This is a genomic window from Shewanella sp. 10N.286.51.B8, from assembly GCF_041469325.1.
Classification (GTDB): Bacteria; Pseudomonadota; Gammaproteobacteria; order Enterobacterales; family Shewanellaceae; genus Shewanella.
This window is the reverse complement of sequence record NZ_JBFRKG010000018.1, coordinates 75,031-98,471: the sequence shown is the minus strand read 5'-3', so window position 1 is coordinate 98,471 and position 23,441 is coordinate 75,031. Positions and strand designations below refer to the sequence as shown.

The following is a 23,441-nucleotide window of genomic DNA, read 5'->3' as shown; positions in this document are numbered from 1 at the left end:
CCCCAGACTGAGTATACGGGCTGTTTATTGCTGTAGATCACACTAGTAAGTGTGATCTAAAGCACATTTTTCAATTTGCTCAATTACTTAATTAGCAAATGTAAATTTAATTCTTACGGATTATTGATAGTTAATGGTAAAAGTATAGGACAGATATAGATAAATCCGTCCTATAGAAGTAGAAGCTTCTATAGGCTTTAAAAAGCGAGGAAGAGGCAAAATTAACTTTGAACATCAATGGTGCTAATAGCCCGTTAGCTCCATATATCCATTACCAGAATGACTGCCTGATACGCTGATCGGGCCTTCCCAATAAGAGATTGTCAGTGGCATATCACTGTTGGGGTTAAGTGCTTTAACGGTGACATCAATATCTTCGCTAGTAATGCTAACCTGCCAACTAATTGGATAGCGACCACTGTCAGTTTGTTGCCAGCTAAGCGGGGTAACTTTTATGTCGTTTGGGTGTGACTTACTATTAATATTTCTGCCGTTACCGTCGAAAAACATTCTGCGGGCACTAAAAAAGGCCTCACTATTACTGTTTCTTAGTTGAAAAAGCATTAGCGCAGAGCCATCATCTAAGCGAATAGAAAACCAGTCCCAGCCTTGCTGGCTTTTAGTAAGGAATTGCGAGCTCCACTCCCTATCAAGCCAAGCCTTTCCTGTGACTATTTCAGTTTTACCATCACGGTTAATAGAACCTGTTAAATCAATAAAAGGCTGGCTGTAATAGTAAGAAGCAACTTCGCCGTTAGGGCTTTTAATACTGTAGCCGTTATCGCCTTGTAGGTTCATTGGCGCGTTACTGGTTAATGATAATTGGTAGCCAAATGTTTCAGTGTTAACCGTTAAATTTGCCGGAAATAACGCATTTGTTTCACTGCGCCACTGCCAGTCATCTAACACGATGGTGAGAGGGTTAGAGCTAACATGAGCCAGTTGTGGATGGGCGCGAGACCATTTCTCTTTGGCTTGATGCTTGGATGCTGAGGTTAATGCAGCGTGTGACATAAACATTTGATTAGTAGCCCAGTTGTTTGGCGCGGCAGTATCAGCAGCAGACAACGCAATTCTGAATTGAGTCCATTGAAGCCCTAGCTCTTCACCCGCCTCAGTGGTCATATTGGCCGTTAAATACCACCACTCTTGCCTAAATTTATCATGGCTTAAATGATCTTGCGGGAAATTGAGTTGATGATCTGGCAGTACTTTGGCGTATTGCTCAAGGCTGTCAGCGTCTTGCGTTAATAGGCTGCCCATACTGGCTTTGTTATCTGACTCTGCTGTTGAATTAGGCTGACAACCCATTTGGCTCAGACAAGCTAACAGTAACCATATTGCGATAAAAGCTGACTGTCGTAGCTTTAGCACTGGGTCAATCTGTCGCTTTTTGATGGCGCTGGTTATCGGGGCGTTATACATTATAAAGCCTCTTGCTGAAGGTTATGAATCAGTGATTTACGGGTTTGCCAGTAAAGTGGGATCGCGATGGCAACGGCGCTGGTAGACAGCGCAATTAACACCACTCGGGCATAAGCTTGCCAATCCCATAGCATGGCAATACTCCAACCAAAGGCTTGTAAAGTGACTTTGTTGATCAGTAAGTAACCCAGTACAGCACCTGTTGGCAGCGCCACTAAACAGGTGAGTAATACAATAAACTGCATTTGAATGAACATCATAAAGCGCAAGCGTGCTTTGCTCACCCCAAGGGCATATAGTTTGGCTAGTGGTGCTTGTCTGGCTTGGGTTAGCATTAAGCATGCACTGAATAATCCAATGGCAGCCACCATTAAGGTGAGGCTATTGAGCACCATGGTGATAGAAAAGGTTTGCTTAAACATGGCTATGGCTTGCTGCTTAATTTTGGCTTGGTTATACATTTGCGCTGTTGAAATTAGCTTGCTATTAACGAGTGATTGTTCAAGCTCGTTTATATCGCCATCATAGCTGGCAGCGATACTTTTAGCTTGCTTGGGCAATTGTAATTGTTGCCATAGTGTATTACCAATTACGACCTGACCCTTAGGGTTACCATAATCAAAGAAGATAGCGCCAATGGTCACGGGGTGTTGATTCGTTTTTGCTGACATGATTGGCAATGTAAAGCTATCGCCAATTTGTAACTTGTATTTAATCGCAATGGGCTCACTTATCATCAACTGATTACCCTGAGTAAATTCAGCCCAGAAGTCATCTGATTGCTGTTTTAGCGAACTGACAATCTTAGTTGAATACAAATCGCGACTCACAAGTTCAACGGGCATATTTTGATAACTGCTATTTACTGTCCACTGTGAATATATACCAGTGACCTTAGGCTGCTTCTCTAAGAAAGACGCAATATCAGTGATGTTTTCGCTTGACGGGCGCATGTATAAATCTGCATGAAGGCGGCTTTCAAGCCAGGTTTTTAAGGTGACTTCAAAACTGCCCACTAGGGTATTCATCGAAATGTTCGCGGTTAGCGCCAATAGCATCGCCATCATGGCTAACGATAACGGCCCGATTAACTCTTTGGTTTCTGCCATCATGTATTGCCATAATCCTGCCGGAAAATACTTAGCCAAACTACTACTGACATAATGCAGTGTTAATGGCAGCAATAGTGGGATAGCGACAATAACAATCCCCATCAGTGCGAGGCTAAATTGATATTGCTCAGTAAACGGAAACAGTGCAGCGCAAATGGTTAATGCCACTATCGCGATGGCAAACAACCAGCGTTGGGTGACCAGCAAACTGCTTGCTTGATTATGTTTGGTGCCAGCTCGGGCGAGGGGTTGTTGCGTTAATTGTCGATACAGTGGCAGGCAGGCGAGTAAACCGGCAAACAAGGTTAACACTATGGCTTGGGCAAACCACTGCCATTGCCAGTTGCCGGGCATTAGCCGAGCGCCATAAAGCTGCTCTAGTGTCATGGCGACCATAGGTTGTAGCCAGACGCTGAGTTGCAGCCCCAGAATAAAGCCTAAGCTTGCACCAATGATCACCAGCACAATGAGCTCAGCGACCAGTGCTAGCATCACATTATGCTTATTAATCCCTAATTGCAGTAATTGTACTAATAATTTTTGCCGCTTCATCAAACTGTAGCGCACGCCGTTATAAGCGATAAATAGCCCTACCACAAAAGCCAGCATACTCATGGCGTTAAGGTTTAAGTGAAAACTACGGGTAAGCTCTTGTAGCGCCTGGCCTTGATCTTGTTCTGTAATACTCGCCTGTTGCTGTAATAGATTTTGACTATTGATTTGCTCAATCAGTGGCTCAGCAGGATCAAACAAAGCAATATAAGACAGCTTATTGGGTTGGTCTAATAGGATTTGCGCTAAAGAGATATCAGCGACAATGGCATTACCTAAGCCATAATCATCATCGACACTGATCACTTCGAGCTTGATAGTGTTAGCGGCTTTATCTTGTGGGTTTTGTAAATAAAACCACCCGTCTTTTGCTATGTTATCCGCTAGGGATTGGCTCATTAACAACACATTGCTGCCTGCTAATAGCTTATCCAGTGGAATATTAATGGGCGTTTTGCTGTTGGTATTCGTTTGAGCTTCAGATGAATGGTTTTGTAAGTTAACTGCAGCAAATAAATCGCTGCCTTGAATTTGCCAGCGCCGCCCTTTATCGTCGACTGCAAGGCCATTAATCACAGCTAAAGCATTACTGATCCCGCTTTGACGCAATCGGAAATAGACCTGCTCATTAATGAGTTGTTGCCCTGCGGCTGGGGTGATCAACAAGCTTGCCCGTTGACTTAATAGTTCGGTGGCTTCGCTGTAACTTCTTACTGCATTTTCATTGGTAGACTTGACGCCTATTAGCAAGGTGACTGCGAGGAGGATACCGAGAAGAATGGCACCAGCTTGTAATGGCGAATGGCGGTAGTGGGCAAAGAAGATTTTTAGTGACAACAGCCATTGTTTGACAGTGATGTCTTGAGCCTGATTACTCATGAATATGGCCTTTTTCTAAATGCCATCTGCGTTTCATATAGCCCGCACAGGTTTCACTGTGGGTTACCATCAACACCGTGGTATTTGCAGCCATGGTAAGCTGGCACATTAGCTCCATTACTTGCTGACCTGCAGCTTCATCTAAATTACCGGTTGGCTCGTCTGCTAGTAATAATGCCGGTTTGTGGATTAACGCTCTGGCAATGGCAACGCGTTGCTGCTGACCACCCGATAAGGTTTCAACAGGTCTTGTTAAAATGTCACTAATCCCAAGCTGCGTAATAAGCTCATCGCCCCAATCACTCCACTTTTGATTATTAAGCTGTAATACAAAACGGATATTATCGATAACATTAAGCGGGGTGAGTAAGTTGAATTGTTGGAAGACAATACCAAGTTGGGCGCGCCTAAACTGGCTCCATTGACTATCTTGCCACTGCGCTGCTTGTTGGTTCATGAGTTGTAACAGACCAGAATCAATTTTCTCAAAACCGGCAATGATATTAAGTAGGGTGCTTTTGCCCGTGCCGCTGGGGCCGGTTAGCGCAATGGTATCACCACGATGCAGGGATAAATCGACACAGTTAAGCACCTGATGGAGTCTATCGCCATCGTTAAAGCCTTTGGATACTTGCGATAGTTGGGTGATCACTGCTGTCATTAGCGTCTCTGGTATTACTTGTAATTACATCATCATACGACAAATAAAATTACTTAGATCGACTTTTCATTGAAATAACCCGTTTATATGTTGATTTTGAAATAATAAAAAAGGCTGAAGAATGAGAAGTAACCTCATCCATCAGCCTTTATTTAATGTTACGGTTAGCAGCCTTTGTTGGCTTTAACCCATATAACCGTTTAAGTTAATCTTCTAACGAATAAGGTAGCGGCTTCACCACTAGCTCACTTTGGTTGTCATTTTTTACTCTTAGTTTTGCATCATTTGGCGTATCGTTAGCCAATACTGCGGTTAATAGCACTTGGCCATTAAATTCAACCGCTTCGATAACTTTACCCGCTCGAAGAAAGCCATCTTCTGAGGCAATTTCAATTTGAGTTTCACTGCTGACAGTTTCAGAGGCACTACCGGATAGAATATACAGGGCGCGTTTATTACCACCGCGGTACTTCATTCTGGCAATGGTTTCTTGGCCCATGTAGCAGCCTTTTTCAAAACTAATACCGTTTACCGCCTGTATATTACACATTTGTGGTACAAACTCACTGCTGTGGTTGTCGTCAATATTGGCGTAACCGGCTTGAATTTCTAATGCTTGCCAAGCTTGGTGGCTAGATAGTGGTTGATTTGAAGCTGTGACTAATTGCTGCGCTTTTTCAGCTGATGTAATCACTATGAAGCGCTCAGCATCTTTTAAAATAATAGCGCCTTCAGCGTGAGTAACTTCATGTTCAATCCGTCCAAATTGCTGCTCAATAAACTCTGCAGCCTTCGTACCAGCAAAGCCTAAAATAACTTGCTTAGCAGTGACATCAGTTAATTCCGCTTTACTGAACACCGCATATTTCTGCCATGAGGCCAAACTTAGCGGTAATACTGATGCTGGCATTAAAATAAAAAGGCTTTCAGCAATTGTGTAGGTTCTAAAGCTAGCAATCATCTTACCCTTAGGATCGCAATGGGCGCCCCAGCGCCACTGAGTTTCTGTCAGCGATACGATATCGGTAGTGACTTGGCCGTGAATAAAGGTTTTACCTTGCTCACCGGTCACTTCAATTAAACCTAAGTGGCTTAAGTTTGAAACCAGTAAGTCGGGCGTTGAAGTTAAGTAATCCCAGTTTGGCTGTGTGGTTGCGAGTGTCATAAAATGATCCCTAAGGTGAGCAACAAAGATAAGCTTTGAGTGTAACGGAATTCAGTGAGGCTCAAAAGAAAAAGCTATCTTCAATTAATTGAAGATAGCTTTAATTCACAATTTAACTGCGAGATAAGCCTAAGGTTAAATCGTTCACCGACTTAGCTTGAATTAAAACAATACGCGGGTACGAATAGTACCTTCAATTGCTTTTAACTCGCCCAGCGCTTGTTCGGCTTGGTTTGAATTGACTTCCATGACCACGTAACCAATATCTGCAGTCGTTTGTAGATATTGCGCAGCAATGTTAATGCCTTTTTCTGAAAACGCTTGGTTAATTTTAATCAACACACCTGGACGGTTGTGGTGAACATGCAATAAGCGCGAGGTGCCTTTATGTTGTGGCAATGACACTTCAGGGAAGTTAACCGCAGACACAGTTGAGCCATTATCAGAATATTTAGCCAGCTTACCCGCGACTTCAATACCGATATTTTCTTGAGCTTCAGCAGTACTACCACCAATATGCGGGGTAATAATGACGTTATCTTGTCCACGTAGTGGGCTAATAAATTCGTCATCATTTGACTTAGGCTCAACTGGGAATACATCAATTGCAGCGCCTGCAATATGGCCTGACTTTAGGGCATCAGAAAGCGCATCAATATCAACCACAGTGCCCCGTGATGCATTGATAAAAAAGCTTTTTGAACGCATTTGTTCAAACTCTGTCGCACCAATCATATTTTTAGTTTGCGTAGTTTCTGGTACATGCAAGCTGATAACGTCTGCTTCATTCAATAGTGTTTCCATTGAATGGATTTGGCTGGCATTACCCAGTGGCAACTTGTCTTCAATATCGAAAAATACCACCCGCATACCGAGGGTTTCAGCCAAAATACCCAGCTGAGTACCTATATGGCCGTAACCAATGACCCCTAAGGTTTTACCGCGCACTTCATAGCTACCATTGGCACTTTTTAACCAACCGCCACGGTGGGCAAGGGCGTTACGCTGAGGAATACCGCGCATCAGCATGATGATCTCACCTAACACTAGCTCAGCAACACTGCGAGTGTTTGAGAATGGCGCATTAAAAACGGGTACGCCTAACTTCTCAGCAGCGGCAATATCAACTTGGTTAGTACCAATACAGAAACAGCCAATCGCGACTAGTTTTTCAGCATGGTTCAACACTTCAGCGGTTAATTGGGTGCGCGAGCGCAGGCCGACAAAGTGAGCATCTTTAATTGAGCGCAGCAACTGGTCTTCAGGAAGGGAAGCTTTGTGATATTCAATATTGGTATAACCTGCACGCTTAAGTACATCGACTGCAGTTTGGTGGACGCCCTCCAACAGCAGGATTTTAATCTTATCCTTGTCAAGCGAGTGTTTTGCCATGGTGTGGGTACCCTCTTATCAATAGTTATGCTTATGTTATGCTGACATTAATGCGCAACCAAAATAGCATTATTTATTGCCATTGTAGAGGGCTAGATGGCTAAAGACTGTGATCTTGGTTTAGAACAATATCATCTAAAGGGAATGTATAGTGAATAAGAAAGTTATATGGGTGGTTATTTTTGCTGTCGTGCTCGTTTGGTCGGTGAGTTCACCTAAAGATATGTTTACTTGGTGGTTAGAAGCACTGCCAGCATTAATCGCCTTACCCATCTTATTTTTTACCCGTAATAAATTCCCCCTAACACCCTTAGCTTACTTATTGATTTTGTTACATTGCTGCGTGCTCATGGTCGGAGCTAAATATACCTATGCCGAAGTACCACTGTTTGATTGGTTGGCTGATGTGATGGGTAGCGAACGTAATAATTATGACAAAATCGGCCATCTTGCTCAGGGGTTTATTCCGGTCATACTGGCAAGAGAGGTGATGCTAAGAAATCACGTCTTACAACCGGGCTATTGGTGTCAGTTTCTATCAGTTTGTTTTGTATTGGCATTTTCTGCTTTTTACGAACTTATTGAGTGGTGGGTTGCAGCTGCAACAGGTGAGAATGCGGAGGCGTTTTTAGGCACTCAAGGCTATGTGTGGGATACACAGTCAGATATGTTTATGGCACTTATAGGTGGTATTAGTGCATTAGTCTTGCTCACAAAGGTACATAATAAGCAGTTAGCATCACTTTAATCAGCTACATTTATAGATCTTGTGACTGTTAAGTTTATTTTTACTTGTTTTATTTTTGGTAACGGCTTGGTTTGCGAGCACTTAATCTATTAATGAGTACTTAAGTATTGCAGAAATACTTTATAGACTAGTTAAAATGCCTTATGGGCTAGTTAAAATGTACTATTATTGCATTATGTTGTTATTATGTTATCAATGTTTCAGGAAGAAACTCGTATAGCCGAGAGATACAGAATACTTTTCAGGGAGAAAAGTGATGAATTCGAATATTGATGAATTAGTCTTCTTACACCAGGTTGCAGCGCCTTGCAACTTGGCTATTTTAGCTGAGTCGATAGGGTTAAAAACCAGGGTAGTGAAACACCCTAGTGAACTTGAAGTAGAACATAATACTAATTGTTTCTATTTGATCGCCCAAAAGGGGGCCGCGCTGGATAGCAAAGGCATTCCGCTGTTGGTATCACGGCTAGTTAATCATGTCCCTGTCGCTTTATATCAAGTTGAACGGGGCTCGTTAGATCAGGAGTCTGCACTATTGTTAGGTGTAAGAGGCTTACTTTATGCCGACCAACGTATGGATTTAATGTTGACCGGGTTACGTAAAATGGTAGCTGATGAGCTTTGGTATGATCGACCGCTAATTAGCAAAATTTTCCGCCGACTAGTACAAAAACTTGATGCTAATACAGAAATCCCCCCAGATACTATCGCAATGCTGCAAATGCTCACTAATCGTGAAAGAACCATCATTCAACTAGTTTCAAGCGGTGCAAGGAATAAAGAAATAGCCCACAGGCTTTGCATTAGTGAGCACACGGTAAAGGCACATATCTCTTCCATCTTTAGGAAAACCCAATCTCGCAATCGGGTCGAGTTACTGCGTTGGGCACAAACTTATCAAGCCCATTTTGAGTTCGCTTAACTTAGGTTATTTACCCGCTTTAAAATAATTTAGAGATGTTATTAAGCCAGTTGCTAGTTGTAACTGGTTTTTTTGTTTGTTTCGGCAATTATTTCATCGTGTAAAATTAATTTATGAGCTTATGTCATAAAATTGCACAGAATTAGCTTAACGTAATGAAAACAATAAGCTTTGCCAGTGGAGGAGATATTAAAGTAAATATATAGGGAGCAATGTGCTCCCTATATTCAGTAAGAAAATTTTCTATAAATTAATTCTGGTAAATTGCTGCAGAATTAAAGTTTCCGGTTTGGACTACAGTGGCAATATCATTAGTGCCAATTTGCATGCCTGTAACCGTATTATCATTACCAATTTGGGTTACATTTAATGTATTCATAGTACCATCAATTGCAAAGTAACCATCATCTCCACCAACCCAGTTACCGTCGCCTAGCTGAGAAACGGTAATTGAGTGGTCATCACCAAAGGCGACTATATCAGTTAAGTTAAAATCACCTTCTTGGCTGATATCAACAGTCTGATTTGAACCGACATTTGAAATAACGGCTTCGTTATCATTGCCTGTTTGGCTCATATCAACTGTATTGTTATCTCCAACGGTTTCTGCATATGCAAAGTTAAGTTCACCTGAGGAAGTGATAGTGACCTCATTATAGAAGCCATCAGCTACAAAAGCAGTGTAGTTATCTGCACCACTTTGATCTACAGATATAACATTCTCATCACCATAAACAATAAACTCAGTTAAATTGGCATCACCAGTTTGTACGACTTCAATATCGTTAAGCGAGCCATTTAAAATAGCAATATTAGCGCCGCCCACTTGGTTACCAAAACCATCTTGACTAATAGTAACGTCATTATCGTCTCCAAAAGAAAACTCTATTGTTGCGCCGTTATTAATGCCAGTTTGGTCGATAGTAATATCATTTAAAGAGCCTGATAAGCTTGCTACTACAGCAGTGTTATCATCGCCTGTTTGGCTAAAATCGAATGTATTATTATCACCAAATACACCTAAAGCAGCACCAAAGTTGTTATCACCAAGTTGGTTTACAAATAGTTCATTACCATCGCCAGCATTTAGGCTGCCTGAATCGGAAACGATACCTGCTTGGTTATTTACACCATCTTGCATTATGGTTGCACTATTACTATTACCTTCAACAGCGAATACCGCTAAGTTAATCGCACCGTACTGGGTTACTTCTGCAGCGTTTTCATTACCAATAACTTCGATGATACTTTCGTTTTGAGCTCCATCTTGAATAACATCAGCAGTGTTACTATTACCCGTTAGCGATACGTCACTAGTGTTATAAAAGTCAGCCTGCTGAATAGTAACTTGGTTTTGGTCACCTATGATGCCAACGTTTGAAATATGCCAATCATCAACCTGGTTAGTAATGACAGAGTTTCCATTACCTTCAGAGCTAATATAAGATTCTTGCCAGTCCCCTTGCTGGGTTACCTCGGCAAACTGTAAATCACCAATTTGTGTCACGGTTGAAATATGACGCGTGCCAGTTTGGCTTACTGTGGCATCCTGCTCCATGCCCGTTTGAGTTACTGTTGCGTTAGTATTCGAAGCGAATGCCGATTTCTCTGCAGCTGTCACCTCTGGTAATGAAAGTCCTGCTGCTGAAACGGGTAATGCTAAGCTTGCTGCAATAGCAAGTGATACTAACGATAATTTCTTTTGCGATTTCATTCTACGCTCCCTGTTTAAATATAGATTTATCTGATTATTAGAAAATAATCGTTTGATAAAGTATTTCGCTTCCTAGTTAACTCATTGTGTCGCCAAAGTGCATAATTTAGCTTTAGGTAACTGAGTACTAATATGCGATCAAGAAGTAACTTCAGCGTGAACTTTTAAAGATCTAACAGTATTTGAAGCACTATAAACCCTCAATAAACACCAATAACTTAAGAGCAGGGTTTGCTTTTAAGTTTATGATTATTAACCCTAAAACTGTTTGGTTTTAGGTTGGTAGAATTTCAAATGATTCTGCTGATGCAGCGCGTTACAAGATTAACTTACGGTGCCCATTGATTTTTCTCAATCGTATAAAAGGTTAGTTTTTTTAGGGGATTAAGATTAAACCTTTAGTGCTACAAAGGTTTAAGTTACTGAATATCATGCTTATATTTGGCTGTTTTCGCTTACCACTAATATTGACTAGTCGAATAAGCCTAGTAGTTACTTACTAATTAAAGTTTCAGTGCTTTTATTGTTATACAGCTTGTGGCAACAATTTGATGGCAACAACAAATTCCGGGTTTCACTTCGTGGAAAATCAACTCGCTTTTAAAAATAGCTAATGGAAAAGCTACAGGTGCTGCATTACCGGTTCCGGGAATTATTAATGGAAGATAGGAAGCCACATCATGATTAACAAAATGTCCCCAATTGCATTAGCAGTAACATCTCTATTTGCGTTAAACGCAAGCCCTGTTATTGCTCAAGAAAGTGTAAAGTATAAAAAAGATGAAATTCTCGTTGTTTATAAAGAAAATGTGTCAATCTTTGAACGGTTGTCAGCGCAAAATCTAGTCGCAGGAACAGTCACAGATAAAAATGCTGATGGTATAGATGATAAGTTTAAATACCTATTATCTGGACGATTGGCTAAGTTATCACTTAAAAGCGGTAGTAATGTTGAAAGTGCAATTAAGTTAATTAGTAAGCATCCAGCAGTAAAATATGCCGAACCTAATTATACTTATACGGCAATTGGTATGCCAGACGATCCAAATTTCGTGGAGTTATGGGGCTTAAATAATACCGGTCAAACTGGTGGTGTTTCTGGTGCTGATATCGATGCCGTTACCGCTTGGGACACTACTACAGGTAGTGAAAATGTGGTTATTGGCGTAATTGATACTGGTGTTGATTATAATCATCCAGATCTAGTTGCAAACCTTTGGGTTAACCCTAATGAAATACCCGGAAATGGTATTGATGATGATAACAATGGTGTCATTGATGATGTTAACGGCTTTAACGCTATTACCGGAACTGGTGATCCAATGGATGGCAATGGTCATGGTACCCATGTCTCAGGAACTATTGGCGCACAAGGTAATGATGGCGTAGGTGTTGTTGGGGTTAACTGGGATGTCACTATCATTGGTTGTAAATTTTTAAGTGATAGTGGAACAGGCTCTACAGAAGCTGCGATAGCTTGTATTGATTATTTCACTAATTTAAAAGTGAACCATGGTGTTGATGTTAAAGCGACCAATAATTCTTGGGGCGGCGGCGGATTTAGCCAAGCATTAAAAGATTCTATTGAATCGGCTGGTGATGAAGGAATTTTATTTGTTGCAGCAGCAGGTAATAGCGCTGTTGATAATGATGCAAATCCACACTATCCATCAAGTTATGACTCTGATGTTGTTTTGTCGATTGCCAGTACCGATCACAATGACGATATGTCTAGTTTTTCTCAATGGGGATTAACAAGTGTCGATATGGGCGCGCCTGGTTCTGCGATTTTATCAACCCTTCCTGGAAATAGTTATGGTACCTATTCAGGTACTTCAATGGCTACACCACATATCACCGGCGCTGCAGCACTTGTGTGGTCAATAGCACCTGATATTGACCCTGTCACTATGAAGCAGTTACTAATGGATTCTGGTGATGCTAATGCAGCATTGACTGGCCTAACAGTGGCTGGAACACGTTTAAATGTCGCAAACGCACTGGCAGATGCAGATCCAGATCCATCATTTGCGTTAAGTGTCACGCCATCTTCACAATCAGTTGAAGCTGGCAGTGCCGTTAGTTATGACTTTAGTCTGGGCAGTATTGCTGGTTGGGATGATCAAGTCACGCTGTCATTTGATGTATCACCAGCATTAGAAGGCATTAGTCTTTCTGCTAACACTGCAGTAGTCGGTGACAGTTTTACGCTTGATGTTGCGACGCTTGAGTCTGCTATTTGGGGAGATTATGTCATTACCGTTCATGCTGATGACGGCATCACTTCGAAAAGTAAAGCTGTTAGCCTAGAAGTCTATCCTGCGGGATTGAATGATTTTGGTTATAGCAATGATACTCCTGTGGATATTTCGGATAATACTACTATCACCAGCACCATTGAAATCGGGGATGAATTACAAATCTTTGGCCTTGATGTGAATGTTGATATTACCCATACATGGATAGGAGATTTAGTCGTAACACTAACATCACCAAATGGCACAGAAGCTATGTTGCACAATCAAACTGGTGGCAGTGCTGATGATATTGTACAGACATGGGCAACTGAGCAATTCAATGGTGAAATAGCATTGGGTACTTGGACATTAACGGTTAGTGATTTAGCGGGTGGAGATAGTGGCTCATTAAATCATTGGGGCTTACTTTTATCGGCTCTGGGGGATGCGAGTCCTACAGCACCGGTGGCAGGCTTTGAATATGCTATTGATGGCTTAACGGTTGATTTTACCGACTTAAGTTCAGACGTTAATGATGACATTGTTAGCTATGAATGGAGCTTTGGTGACGGTTCTACCTCTTCAGATATGAATCCTACATACGCTTATGCGGCAGGTGGAATTTACTCTGTGACATTGGTGGTAACAGACAGTGAAGGTTTAACTGATACAACTGCTATGGATATCGAAGTATTTGATTACAGCATAGACGCTGCAGTTACACGTACTATGGTTTCACGTCGTGGTAGTGCGGCGGTGGACTTATCATGGAGCGGTGCAAACGGTGAAAGTGTTAATATTTACCGTGATGATGTAATGGTATCAACAACGTCGAATGATGGCCGTTACCGAGATCGTTTCACTAATGCACCAGCAGAGGTGACTTATAAAATCTGTGAAACAGACACAACATTATGTTCAGACCCAATCGTAGCTATTTTTTAGTAGTGTTAACCTAAAAAATTAAAACGAAGTTTAAAAAGGGATGGCAGCTGCCATCCCTTTTTTATGGAAATCCTTTAAAGTTAAATAGCTTGGCAGTAGACTGAATTAATTACGAATTACTGGAAGTTGATAAATGAGTATTTGGTTTAGAGAAGTCACCCTTGAAGATTGCGCTAAAATGGATAGTGGGCTCCATGGAAAGGGCACATTAATGAAAACCCTTGGTATTAAAATTACTGAAATTGGCGCAGATTATATGGTGGCGACTATGCCAGCTAACCCTTCAGTACATAACCCTTTAGGCATAGTTCATGGCGGCGCTAATGTGGCACTGGCCGAAACCGTTGCCAGTTATGCGGCTAACTTTGTGGTCGACTTTAAGCATTTTTATTGTGTTGGCCAAGAAATTAATGCCAATCACTTAAAAGCGTCACGAAATGGTGAGTTAATTGCGACGGCAAGAGCAGTGCATATCGGTAAACGTAGCTCGGTATGGGAAGTGCTAATCAATAATTCTGCAGGTGAGTTATGTTGTATTTCTCGGATGACTGCGGCTGTAGTAGCTAGAAAAGTCAGCGCTTAATAGGCAATTATTAACTACACTGAATAAAGTCAAACCCCTTAAAAGGAATCATAAATGGAAGCTGCAACAGTATGGGAATGGGTGGGTTATTTAGCCTCTGCCGTGGTGGCTATTTCATTGATGATGGCTAATATAAAAAAATTACGCTGGTGGAACCTTATTGGTGCAGCGCTTTTTGTCGCTTATGGTTTGGCGATAGATGCCATCCCAGTGGCATTAGTGAATTTTTTTATTGTATTAATTGATATTTATTATTTAATAAAACTGTATAAAGAACCTGAAACTAGATCAGAATAAACCCTTTAAGTTTGTCGTTTTATCTACGTATATAGTTGCCTTCTAGTTGCACAGGTAATCAGCTTGTAAACTATTGATGCAATATTTACACTTAATTTGGTGTGAGATCAGTAATGACTCAATTGTATTTAAATATCATTAAATGGTGAGGCGAATGCTTCGCCATTTTTTTTGCTAATGAATCGTAAAAATAGATTGTAGCAATTCATCTTAATCGTTTTAACTTTATTTTCGCTGCGGTTATTATGATTTCAATGAAACGCAGCCAGGAGAAATATCGTGGCGACAGTATTTGATTTAATTGAGCAGTGGCTAGATGCCGCAAATCAGGAGTAACAAATGGATAATAGCAATTACTTAACTAGCCAAAATGGTGCCCCAATAGCTGATGACCAAAATTCATTATCAGCAGGTGAGCGTGGTCCATTATTATTACAAGATTGGCACTTAATTGAAAAATTAGCCCACTTTAACCGTGAGCGTATTCCTGAGCGAGTAGTACATGCAAAAGGTACCGGTGTTTATGGTACTTTTACCTTAACTAAAGACCTAAGTGATTTCACCTTGGCTGATCACTTTAATGGTGTGGGCAAGCAAACTGAGACCTTCATTCGCTTCTCAACTGTTGGCGGCGAGATGGGTAGCGCCGATGCAGAGCGTGATCCTCGTGGTTTTGGTTTACGTTTTTATACTGCCCGCGGTAATCATGACATTGTGGGGAATAACACTCCGACATTCTTCTTACGTGACGGCATTAAATTCCCTGACTTTATTCATACCCAAAAGCGTAACCCGCAGACTAATTTGAAAGATCCGCAAGCAATGTGGGATTTCTGGTCATTAAACCCAGAAGCCATGCATCAAGTGACTATTTTAATGTCAGATCGCGGTATCCCAGCTAATTACCGTCAAATGCACGGCTATGGTTCACATACTTTCTCATTATGGAATGCCAAAGGTGAGCGTTACTGGGTCAAGTTCCACTTTAAATCACAGCAAGGTGTAGTGAACTTAACTGCAGAGCAAGCTGATATTTTAAAAGGTATTGATCCTGACTCATCGCAACGTGACATGGTTGCAGCTATCGCCGATGGTAACTTCCCTAAGTGGGCTGTAAAAGTGCAGATAATGCCTGAAGCAGACGCCAATGATTATGCAATAAACCCATTCGATTTAACCAAAGTATGGCCACATGCAGATTATCCATTAATTGAAATTGGCGAACTTGAGTTAAATCGTATGCCAGACAACTACTTTGCTGAAGTTGAGCAAGTTGCATTAGCACCAAGTAACTTGGTTCCTGGTGTCGGCGCTTCACCTGATAAAATGTTGCAAGCGCGTTTGTTCTCTTATGCAGATGCACAGCGTTACCGTATTGGGACTAATTACAACCAATTACCGGTAAATTGTCCTCATGCCGCTAAAGCTAACCATCATCAACGTGCAGGGGCTATGGCAGGGACACAATGCCCATATAACGGCAGTCAAACAGGTGAAGATTCAAGTGCCAATTACGGCCCAAACACTGCTCCGGCAGCACTTCAAGAGCCGTCTCAATTTATTGAGCCGCCACTAAGACTTGATGGCGAGGCTGCAAGATATAGCCGTTATGACCAAGATGACTATACTCAGGCGGGTAATTTGTACCGCATCTTTAGTGAAGAAGAAAAGCAGCGTTTAGTTGAAACCATTGCAGGTACATTGAGCCAAGCAAGTGAAGATGTGCAATTGAGAATGGTTGAGCATTTCTTAAAAGCTGATAGCGATTATGGTCAACGCATCAAAACACTTTTGGAAGCATAATGCTTGGTAATTTGATTGTTAAGGTATTAGATAAGTAAATACCTGTTGTTAACTATGTAAAAGGAAGACTTAGGTCTTCCTTTTTTATTTATCTTGTTCTGGTTTACCTGCATAGTCAGTTTACTCATCATTTCATTTGTTGATGGGTAGTTTTATATGTGATTACTCAATTAATATCGCTCTTCAAATTGTTTGCTAGCCTCAAAACCCTCTTGTATGGCTGTAATGCTACGCCATTGCAAAATCCTTGCGTTAAAGTAATTATCAATATGTTGCGTAATTGTTTATTAACGCGCGTGTAGGCCTTTAAATGCCTAAGTCTCTTGCTAGTGATAATCTCCTTCTGCTACTGTCGAAATCGACCATATCAATAAGACTTGGTAAAACGACCAATAAATAAAAACCATACGGGACTCATGTTTTGAACTTAAAAATACTTGGCTCAATCGCCATTGTTGCAGGAACTGCTATTGGTGGGGGGATGTTAGCTTTACCACTTGCTACCGCAGCGCTAGGTATTATGCCTGCGATTTTATTGCTGGTAGTTATCTGGGGATTATCAGCTTATACCTCTTTATTAATGTTAGAAATTAACTTACGTACTGGTGTGGGTGATAACGTCCACGCCATTACAGGCAAAACCTTAGGCAAGGTTGGTCAACTTATTCAAGGCGGATCGTTTTTAAGTTTGTTATTTGCCCTGACCATGGTGTATCTAATGGGCGGATCATCGCTACTTGAATCTCGCTTAGAGCCATTATTAGGTGTCGATTTAAATAACCAAGTGTCAGTACTGCTATTTACGTTAGTATTTGGTGGCCTAATTGCCGTTGGCGTGAAGTGGATTGATAAAGTATCTCGGGTGTTATTTACCGCGATGATCGTGTTATTGGTTCTAGTGGTGGCATTTTTGCTACCTGAAGTAAACCTTGTGGCATCATTAAGTAATTTTTCAGCCAATGTCGCCGAAGGCGATAAGCTTGACCATTTATGGTTAGCGGCTATTCCTGTGGTATTTACCTCATTTGGTTTCCATGTGTGTATTGCGACGATTGTGCGCTACCTAGAAGGTGATGCCGTTTCGTTAAGAAAAGTGCTATTGATTGGCTCTACTATCCCGTTAGTTTGCTATATCTTATGGATTTTGGTCACTTTAGGTACCTTAGGCGGTGAAACGGTAAATGGTTTTGCAGGGTCATTACCTGCGCTAGTTAATGCATTACAAGCTGTAGCTAACTCAGCGGTTGTCAGTCAGTTTATTGATTTATTTGCCAATCTTGCACTCGTGACTTCTTTCTTAGGCGTTACCATGAGCTTGTTTGACTATGTTGCCGAGTTAACCCGAGCAAAAGATGATAAAGCAGGCCGTGCTAAAACTTGGTTAGTCACTTTCGTGCCGCCACTATTATGTGCTTTATATTACCCTGATGGCTTTTTCCAAGTGCTCGGCTTTGCGGCCATACCGTTAGTGGTTATGATTATCTTCTTGCCGATAGTCATGGCATTAAAACTGCGTAAGCAACAATTAGGTGGCTATGAAGTGTGTGGTGGCAAGCTTGCCTTAGCTATCGCAGGTCTATTAGGTTTGTTGATTGTGGTTGCTCAGTTGATGGTGGCTTTAAGCTAAAAAAGCCAATAAATGAAGCTGTGTTGTCGATAAGCTTTGTAACGGCATTTTTCAAAGACTATTTCTTTGTAGAAACAATATGATAAAGTCAGGCTATCCGCCTGACTTTTTTATGCCTTAAATCTGAACATTGTTGCTTCAATATGACATTGTGACCGCATTAAAATACAGGCAATTTGGGGCTCTTTTATTAAAAATGGAATAATAATGAAAACATGGTTATTAAGCGCTGCAATTTTGGCAACATTTGCCAGCCAAGCAGACGAAGGAATGTGGCAGCCTTATCAGCTACCTGCAATGGCTGATGAGCTTAAAGCAAAAGGATTGGAGATTGATGCCAAATCGATTTCAAAATTAACCGAATTTCCAATGAATGCCGTGATTAGCCTAGGTGGCTGCACAGCATCATTTGTGTCGCCTAAAGGCTTGGTTGTTACTAATCATCATTGTGCTTATGGCGCTATTCAGTACAACTCAACCCCAGAGAACAACCTGTTACAAGATGGTTTTTTAGCTAAAACTTATGCAGAAGAATTACCTGCTACACCGGGTTCACGTATTTATGTTACTGAAGCTGTTACTGATGTCACCGCTAAAATAAAAGACGGTGAAATGAGCAAAACTGGTAATGACTTTTACAAAGGCATTGAGCAAAAAGAGAAATCATTAGTCGCAGAGTGTGAAGCGCAAGATGGTTACCGCTGTAAGGTTTATAGTTTTCATGGTGGTCTTGAGTATTACTTAGTTAAACAGATGGAAATCCGCGATGTTCGCCTAACTTATAATCCTGCAGCCAGTGTGGGTAAATATGGCGGCGATATCGATAACTGGATGTGGCCACGTCACACTGGCGATTTTTCATTCTACCGTGCTTACGTCGGTAAAGATGGTAAGCCTGCCGATTTCAGTAAAGATAATGTCCCATACGAGCCTAAAAGCTTTCTTAAAGTGTCTGCAAAAGGCGTAAGCGAAGGGGACTTTGTTATGGTGGCAGGTTACCCCGGCCGTACTAACCGTTATCGCATCGCGAATGAAATCGAAAACCAATTTGAGTGGGCTTATCCGCAAGGTAAAGTGTTGCGTGAACGTTTAATTGAAATCATCAAAGACACAGCCCCAGAAGGCAGTGATGAGCGAATTAAATATGAAAGCTCAATTGCAGGATTAGCCAATTACGCTAAAAACTTTACTTCGATGATTGAGTTTTACGGTAAATCTACCATGTTAGATGAGCGTATAAGTTTAGAGCAAAAATTAGCTAAGTGGATTAGCAAAGATAGCAAGCGTCAGGCGAAATATGGTGAAACATTAGCTCAGTTAGATAAGTTAATTGCCTTAGACCAACAAGGCCAAGAACGTGACTTACTGCTGAGTTACATGGGTTATTCAACCATGAAGAACACCGCTGAGCGCCTATATCGTTTAGCTCATGAAAAAGCGTTACCGGATATGCAGCGTGAGCCTGGCTATCAAGAACGCGACATGACTCAGTTTACCTCAAGTATGGAGCGTATTGACCGTCGTTATGCTGCCAGCGTTGATAAAGCCATGTTAGCAGACTTACTCAAGCGTTATGCCGCTTTGCCAACCTCTGAGCGTTTAGCTGATTTTGATAAGGCTTTCTCGATTGGTAAAAACTTCGATGAAGCCAAGCTAATGAAAACCCTTGATAGCATGTATGCCAATACCACACTGTCAGATAAAGACGTCCGCTTAGCTTGGATGAATAAGTCGGTAGCTGAGTTTAATCAGTCGAAAGATCCGTTTATTCAATATGCGGTGATGACCTTTGATGAAAAAATGCAACGCGAACAAGCGCAAAAACAACTTGCTGGAGACTTAATGAAAGTGCGTCCACAGTATATGGATGCGGTCATTGCCTATAATCGTGAGCTAGGTAAACCGGTTTACGCTGATGCTAACTCAAGCTTACGAGTCACGATTGGTAACGTAAAAGGATACTCGCCCCAAGATGGTTTAGTGGCGGCGCCGTTTACTCGTCTTGAAGGTATTGTTGCGAAAGATACTGGTGCAGCTCCATTTGATGCACCGACTAAGCAACTTGAGCTTATTAAGCAAAAGCAGTACGGCGATTTCTACATGAAATCAATCGATTCTGTACCGGTTAACTTCTTATCGACTTTAGATACCACTGGTGGTAACTCAGGTTCTCCAACTTTGAATGGCCGCGCTGAATTAGTGGGTTTACTGTTTGATGGCGTTTACGAAAGCATCATTGGTGACTGGGGTTATGATCCTCAAACTAACCGCTCAATCCAAGTGGATAGCCGTTACATGCTGTGGGTGATGAAGTATTTAGATAATGCTGACAACTTACTTGAAGAAATGGACATCGTAAAATAATTGATAAGCAGCTACAACTTAAGTAGCTGCTGCAGTGTGACTAATTCTGCGGCCTCTAGGGGCCGCATTTTTGTTTCTGGCAACTGAGCAAGCTGACAATTCATCATGCTCACTCTTAGCAAATCAACAACGTGATAGCCCAGCGCTTGGGACATTCTGCGAATTTGTCGATTAAGCCCTTGGGTTAACGTTATCTCAAATTGGCACTCGTCAATGACAGAGACCTTACAAGGTTTAGTGGTCACATCTCGATAGCTGACTCCTGCACTCATTAACGCGGCAAAATCATTTTTAAGTGGTTTATTTACCGTGACTTGATAGACTTTTTCATGGCCAAAATCAGGATGCATCAGTCGATGAGTTAGCGCGCCATCATTTGTCAGTAGTAATAATCCGCGCGAGTCCTTATCTAATCTTCCTGCAGGGTACAGCCGGGGTGAAGCGGGTAAGTGATGGATTAAACTGGAGGCTAACTCAGGTAATAAGCGGCAATCAATGCCCACGGGTTTGTGATATAGCCAATATTGTTTGCTCTCTAGTGGCGCAATAGTTTCACCGTCTAGTAAAATATTGGGGTTTACCACATTGGGGCTGACGCGATCTAACGCTGAGGCGATTTGACCATTAAAGCACACTCTACCTGCGGCAATAAGCCTTTGGGCTTGGCGCCTTGAGCAGACTCCGCAGTGAGCTAAATACTGCTCTAAGCGCATATTATTGGCCAAAATTAGTTTCCTACAAGCGATAAGTTGGCAAGGTGATGTTGCTGCTTAATACGGTTTTTCATATCAATGGCTAACACCATACACCACAAAATATTGGTTTGAGTTAGTACCCACATCACCAAGGACATCCAACAAATGTCACTGGTAGCATGGCTACATGGATCAAAATCTAATGTCGACCAGTTAAGCAAAGACATCAATATTATTGAAAATATTAACCCAATAATATTTAGAGCGAATAATGGACTGGTTAAAGCGCTACGCTTGCGAAAGTATTCCATAAAGCAAAAACAATGCAGCAAAAAGGTGCAAATGAGATAACCGGTTGAAAACAGACGGTGTTGCTCTAAAAAGTTAATTGGAAAGATACCAATGAGTACAATTAATACGCCTAAGGTAGCGCCAGTGACGGTAATACCTCGGCTGTAGCCATCTTCAAAGACAAAGTAGCGCGCTGACATAGCCAGTATTAAACACATTCCAGCAATGACTAATGACATATTGTAAACAATGGCTAACGGTGAACTCATATAGTCACCTAAGGTATCAGCTCTAATGCTCAGTGGGTTAATACCCAAACGAGACACTTCAGCAATTAACGCCGCCCCAATGCCAAGGCCACTAATTACAGCAGTCGCTAAAGACATGAAAATAATCATTAAATATAAATCGTAATGTTTATTAAACTGAATTGATTGGCTCATGGGTTGTTTGATATGCAAATGTTAACTTTAGACTAACACTTTTAAACCGCTCTTTTATATAAAATAAAACCTGAGTTCAACCATCATTAAGTCGGTTGTTCTCAGGTTTTATGCCGTTGGTTTGACAGTGAATTAAGCGCGTTTACGCAATATCACAATTGAAATAGCAACCACAGCTAAAATCATACAATACCAAGCGTGTGAAATAGCAGCTAATGGGCTAATGGCAAAGGTTGATGCTATCAATAGTGCTTGAGCGCCATGGGGAATTAACCCTTGAATGATACAAGCAAAGATATCTAAAACACTCGCCGCGCGCTTAGGTGCAACGCCATGCTTGCTGGCTAAGTCTTTGGCAATGTCACCGACAACCACAATCGATACCGTATTGTTAGCGACACACACATTGGTTGCTGCAACCATACCTGCCATACCTAGTTCAGCAGCGCGGGGTGATGCGTCACCTTTGGCTTTAGAGAAGCGGGCAATCAAAGATTCAATCTTCTGGCTTACAAAGGTTAAACCGCCTTGTTGTGTCATCAGCGCAGCTAAACCGCCAACAAGCATAGATAGAATGAAGATTTCTTGCATGTTGGTGAAACCAGCATAGATATCTTGACCAAATTGGACCGCACTATAATCCATAGTGAACAGGCCTGTAGCGCCAGCTAGCAGTATGCCTACGGTTAGTACCACAAACACATTAACCCCTGATACCGCTAAAAATAATATCGTTAGGTAAGGAATAACGTTAATGAAGTCAATTTCTTGGGCGGCAATGTCAGCTTGTCCCTGACCCGCAATAGCAAATAACACTAAGGCAATTGCTGATGCTGGCAGCGAGAAAATTAAGTTCTCACGGAACTTGTCTTTCATTTCACAGCCCTGAGTACGGGTTGAGGCAATGGTGGTATCAGAAATAATAGATAAGTTATCACCAAATAATGCACCAGATAATACTGCGCCAGCCATTAATGCATAATCAATTTGCGCTTGATCAGCAACGCCTAATGCAATCGGCGCTACCGCTGCAATGGTACCCATTGAGGTGCCCATCGCGGTAGCAATGAAGGCAGCAATAACAAAAAAGCCGGGTAATAATAAGTTCGATGGGATCATTGATAAGCCCAGCGCAACTGTAGCATCAACACCACCAGTCGCTTTAGCGACAGAGGCAAAGGCGCCTGCCAATAGATAAATCAGACACATAGCAATAATATTGCTGTGACCAATACCGGCAATGAAAGTATCAATGGATTGATTTAATTTTTGCTTAGACAGTAATAACGCCAAGATAATCGCCGGTAAAATCGCGATAACACTAGGTAACTGATAAAAAGCAAAGTCTACACCTTGGCTTTGAAAGTAAACCCCAGCGCCAATAAATAAGGCTAAAAAAGCAAATAGTGGCAGTAAAGCAACAAAGGAGGCTGGGCTGGTGGCCGATTTTTGTGTTTCTGTGGTCAAGTGAGTCTCTCTTATTATCTTATTCAATTCATTGATGGTTATTGGTGCTGCACCAATAGGCTGCGAGTTACTTTAGCAATCCATGTTATTTCAGTTTCAATGATGATAGCTTGTGCAAT

17 protein-coding genes are annotated in these 23,441 nt (G+C 41.6%); 8 read left to right on the top strand and 9 right to left on the bottom strand.

The genetic code is table 11. The features are described from left to right. Window positions 1-243 precede the first annotated feature (243 nt). The 5 genes from AB4160_RS08325 to serA all read right to left on the bottom strand — a co-directional run bounded on the left by AB4160_RS08325 (window position 244) and on the right by serA (window position 7,186). Window positions 244-1,425, bottom strand: coding sequence for a lipocalin-like domain-containing protein (locus AB4160_RS08325; protein WP_372004192.1), 1,182 nt, complete (start codon window positions 1,423-1,425; stop codon window positions 244-246). Then, the gene (locus AB4160_RS08320; protein WP_102436747.1) at window positions 1,425-3,968 is read right to left on the bottom strand and encodes an ABC transporter permease; all 2,544 of its coding nucleotides are present in this window, start codon (window positions 3,966-3,968) and stop codon (window positions 1,425-1,427) included. The genes AB4160_RS08325 and AB4160_RS08320 overlap by 1 nt, the downstream gene beginning before the upstream one ends. Continuing rightward, window positions 3,961-4,629: an ABC transporter ATP-binding protein gene (locus AB4160_RS08315; protein ID WP_372004190.1), complete on the bottom strand. Its 669-nt coding sequence runs from the start codon at window positions 4,627-4,629 to the stop codon at window positions 3,961-3,963. The genes AB4160_RS08320 and AB4160_RS08315 overlap by 8 nt, the downstream gene beginning before the upstream one ends. 205 nt (window positions 4,630-4,834) lie before the next feature. Continuing rightward, on the bottom strand, window positions 4,835-5,794 hold the full coding sequence (gene ygfZ, locus AB4160_RS08310) for a tRNA-modifying protein YgfZ (RefSeq protein WP_102475336.1): 960 nt from the start codon (window positions 5,792-5,794) through the stop codon (window positions 4,835-4,837). 162 nt (window positions 5,795-5,956) lie between these two features. Further along, window positions 5,957-7,186 carry a phosphoglycerate dehydrogenase gene (serA, locus tag AB4160_RS08305; RefSeq protein ID WP_372004188.1) on the bottom strand — a complete coding sequence of 410 codons (1,230 nt, stop codon included), beginning with the start codon at window positions 7,184-7,186 and terminating at the stop codon, window positions 5,957-5,959. Between the two features lie 151 nt (window positions 7,187-7,337). On the opposite strand from serA, the gene AB4160_RS08300 reads away from it, so the two are divergent. Further along, the gene (locus AB4160_RS08300; RefSeq protein ID WP_102436755.1) at window positions 7,338-7,934 is read left to right on the top strand and encodes a DUF2238 domain-containing protein; all 597 of its coding nucleotides are present in this window, start codon (window positions 7,338-7,340) and stop codon (window positions 7,932-7,934) included. A 256-nt stretch (window positions 7,935-8,190) separates the two neighbouring features. Then, on the top strand, window positions 8,191-8,856 hold the full coding sequence (locus tag AB4160_RS08295; RefSeq protein ID WP_102436757.1) for a response regulator transcription factor: 666 nt from the start codon (window positions 8,191-8,193) through the stop codon (window positions 8,854-8,856). Between the two features lie 250 nt (window positions 8,857-9,106). On the opposite strand, the gene AB4160_RS08290 is transcribed toward AB4160_RS08295, so the two are convergent. Further along, the gene (locus AB4160_RS08290) at window positions 9,107-10,570 is read right to left on the bottom strand and encodes a curlin (protein ID WP_372004186.1); all 1,464 of its coding nucleotides are present in this window, start codon (window positions 10,568-10,570) and stop codon (window positions 9,107-9,109) included. 680 nt (window positions 10,571-11,250) lie between these two features. Here AB4160_RS08290 and AB4160_RS08285 point away from each other — a divergent pair. From AB4160_RS08285 to AB4160_RS08260, 6 genes are all read left to right on the top strand, one after another. Continuing rightward, a complete protein-coding gene (locus AB4160_RS08285) occupies window positions 11,251-13,752 on the top strand; it encodes a S8 family serine peptidase (protein WP_303446511.1) in 2,502 nt (833 codons plus the stop codon). A gap of 133 nt (window positions 13,753-13,885) precedes the next feature. Then, window positions 13,886-14,335: a PaaI family thioesterase gene (locus AB4160_RS08280; RefSeq protein ID WP_102436759.1), complete on the top strand. Its 450-nt coding sequence runs from the start codon at window positions 13,886-13,888 to the stop codon at window positions 14,333-14,335. A gap of 54 nt (window positions 14,336-14,389) precedes the next feature. Then, window positions 14,390-14,632 (top strand): YgjV family protein, encoded by a 243-nt coding sequence (locus AB4160_RS08275; protein WP_303410267.1) that lies wholly within the window; start codon window positions 14,390-14,392, stop codon window positions 14,630-14,632. 339 nt (window positions 14,633-14,971) lie between these two features. Continuing rightward, window positions 14,972-16,435, top strand: coding sequence for a catalase KatB (katB, locus tag AB4160_RS08270; RefSeq protein WP_372004183.1), 1,464 nt, complete (start codon window positions 14,972-14,974; stop codon window positions 16,433-16,435). Window positions 16,436-16,856: 421 nt separating this feature from the next. After that, on the top strand, window positions 16,857-18,062 hold the full coding sequence (locus AB4160_RS08265; protein ID WP_303410271.1) for an amino acid permease: 1,206 nt from the start codon (window positions 16,857-16,859) through the stop codon (window positions 18,060-18,062). Between the two features lie 207 nt (window positions 18,063-18,269). After that, window positions 18,270-20,426: a S46 family peptidase gene (locus AB4160_RS08260; RefSeq protein WP_372004181.1), complete on the top strand. Its 2,157-nt coding sequence runs from the start codon at window positions 18,270-18,272 to the stop codon at window positions 20,424-20,426. An 11-nt stretch (window positions 20,427-20,437) separates the two neighbouring features. Here AB4160_RS08260 and AB4160_RS08255 read toward each other — a convergent pair whose 3' ends face one another. The 3 genes from AB4160_RS08255 to AB4160_RS08245 form a co-directional block, all read right to left on the bottom strand. Then, window positions 20,438-21,151, bottom strand: coding sequence for a pseudouridine synthase (locus tag AB4160_RS08255; protein WP_347230779.1), 714 nt, complete (start codon window positions 21,149-21,151; stop codon window positions 20,438-20,440). Between the two features lie 2 nt (window positions 21,152-21,153). After that, window positions 21,154-21,798, bottom strand: a complete 645-nt coding sequence (locus AB4160_RS08250) for a hypothetical protein (RefSeq protein WP_133149374.1) — start codon at window positions 21,796-21,798, stop codon at window positions 21,154-21,156. Between the two features lie 189 nt (window positions 21,799-21,987). Beyond that, window positions 21,988-23,337: a Na+/H+ antiporter NhaC family protein gene (locus AB4160_RS08245; protein ID WP_372004245.1), complete on the bottom strand. Its 1,350-nt coding sequence runs from the start codon at window positions 23,335-23,337 to the stop codon at window positions 21,988-21,990. Window positions 23,338-23,441: the final 104 nt, after the last annotated feature.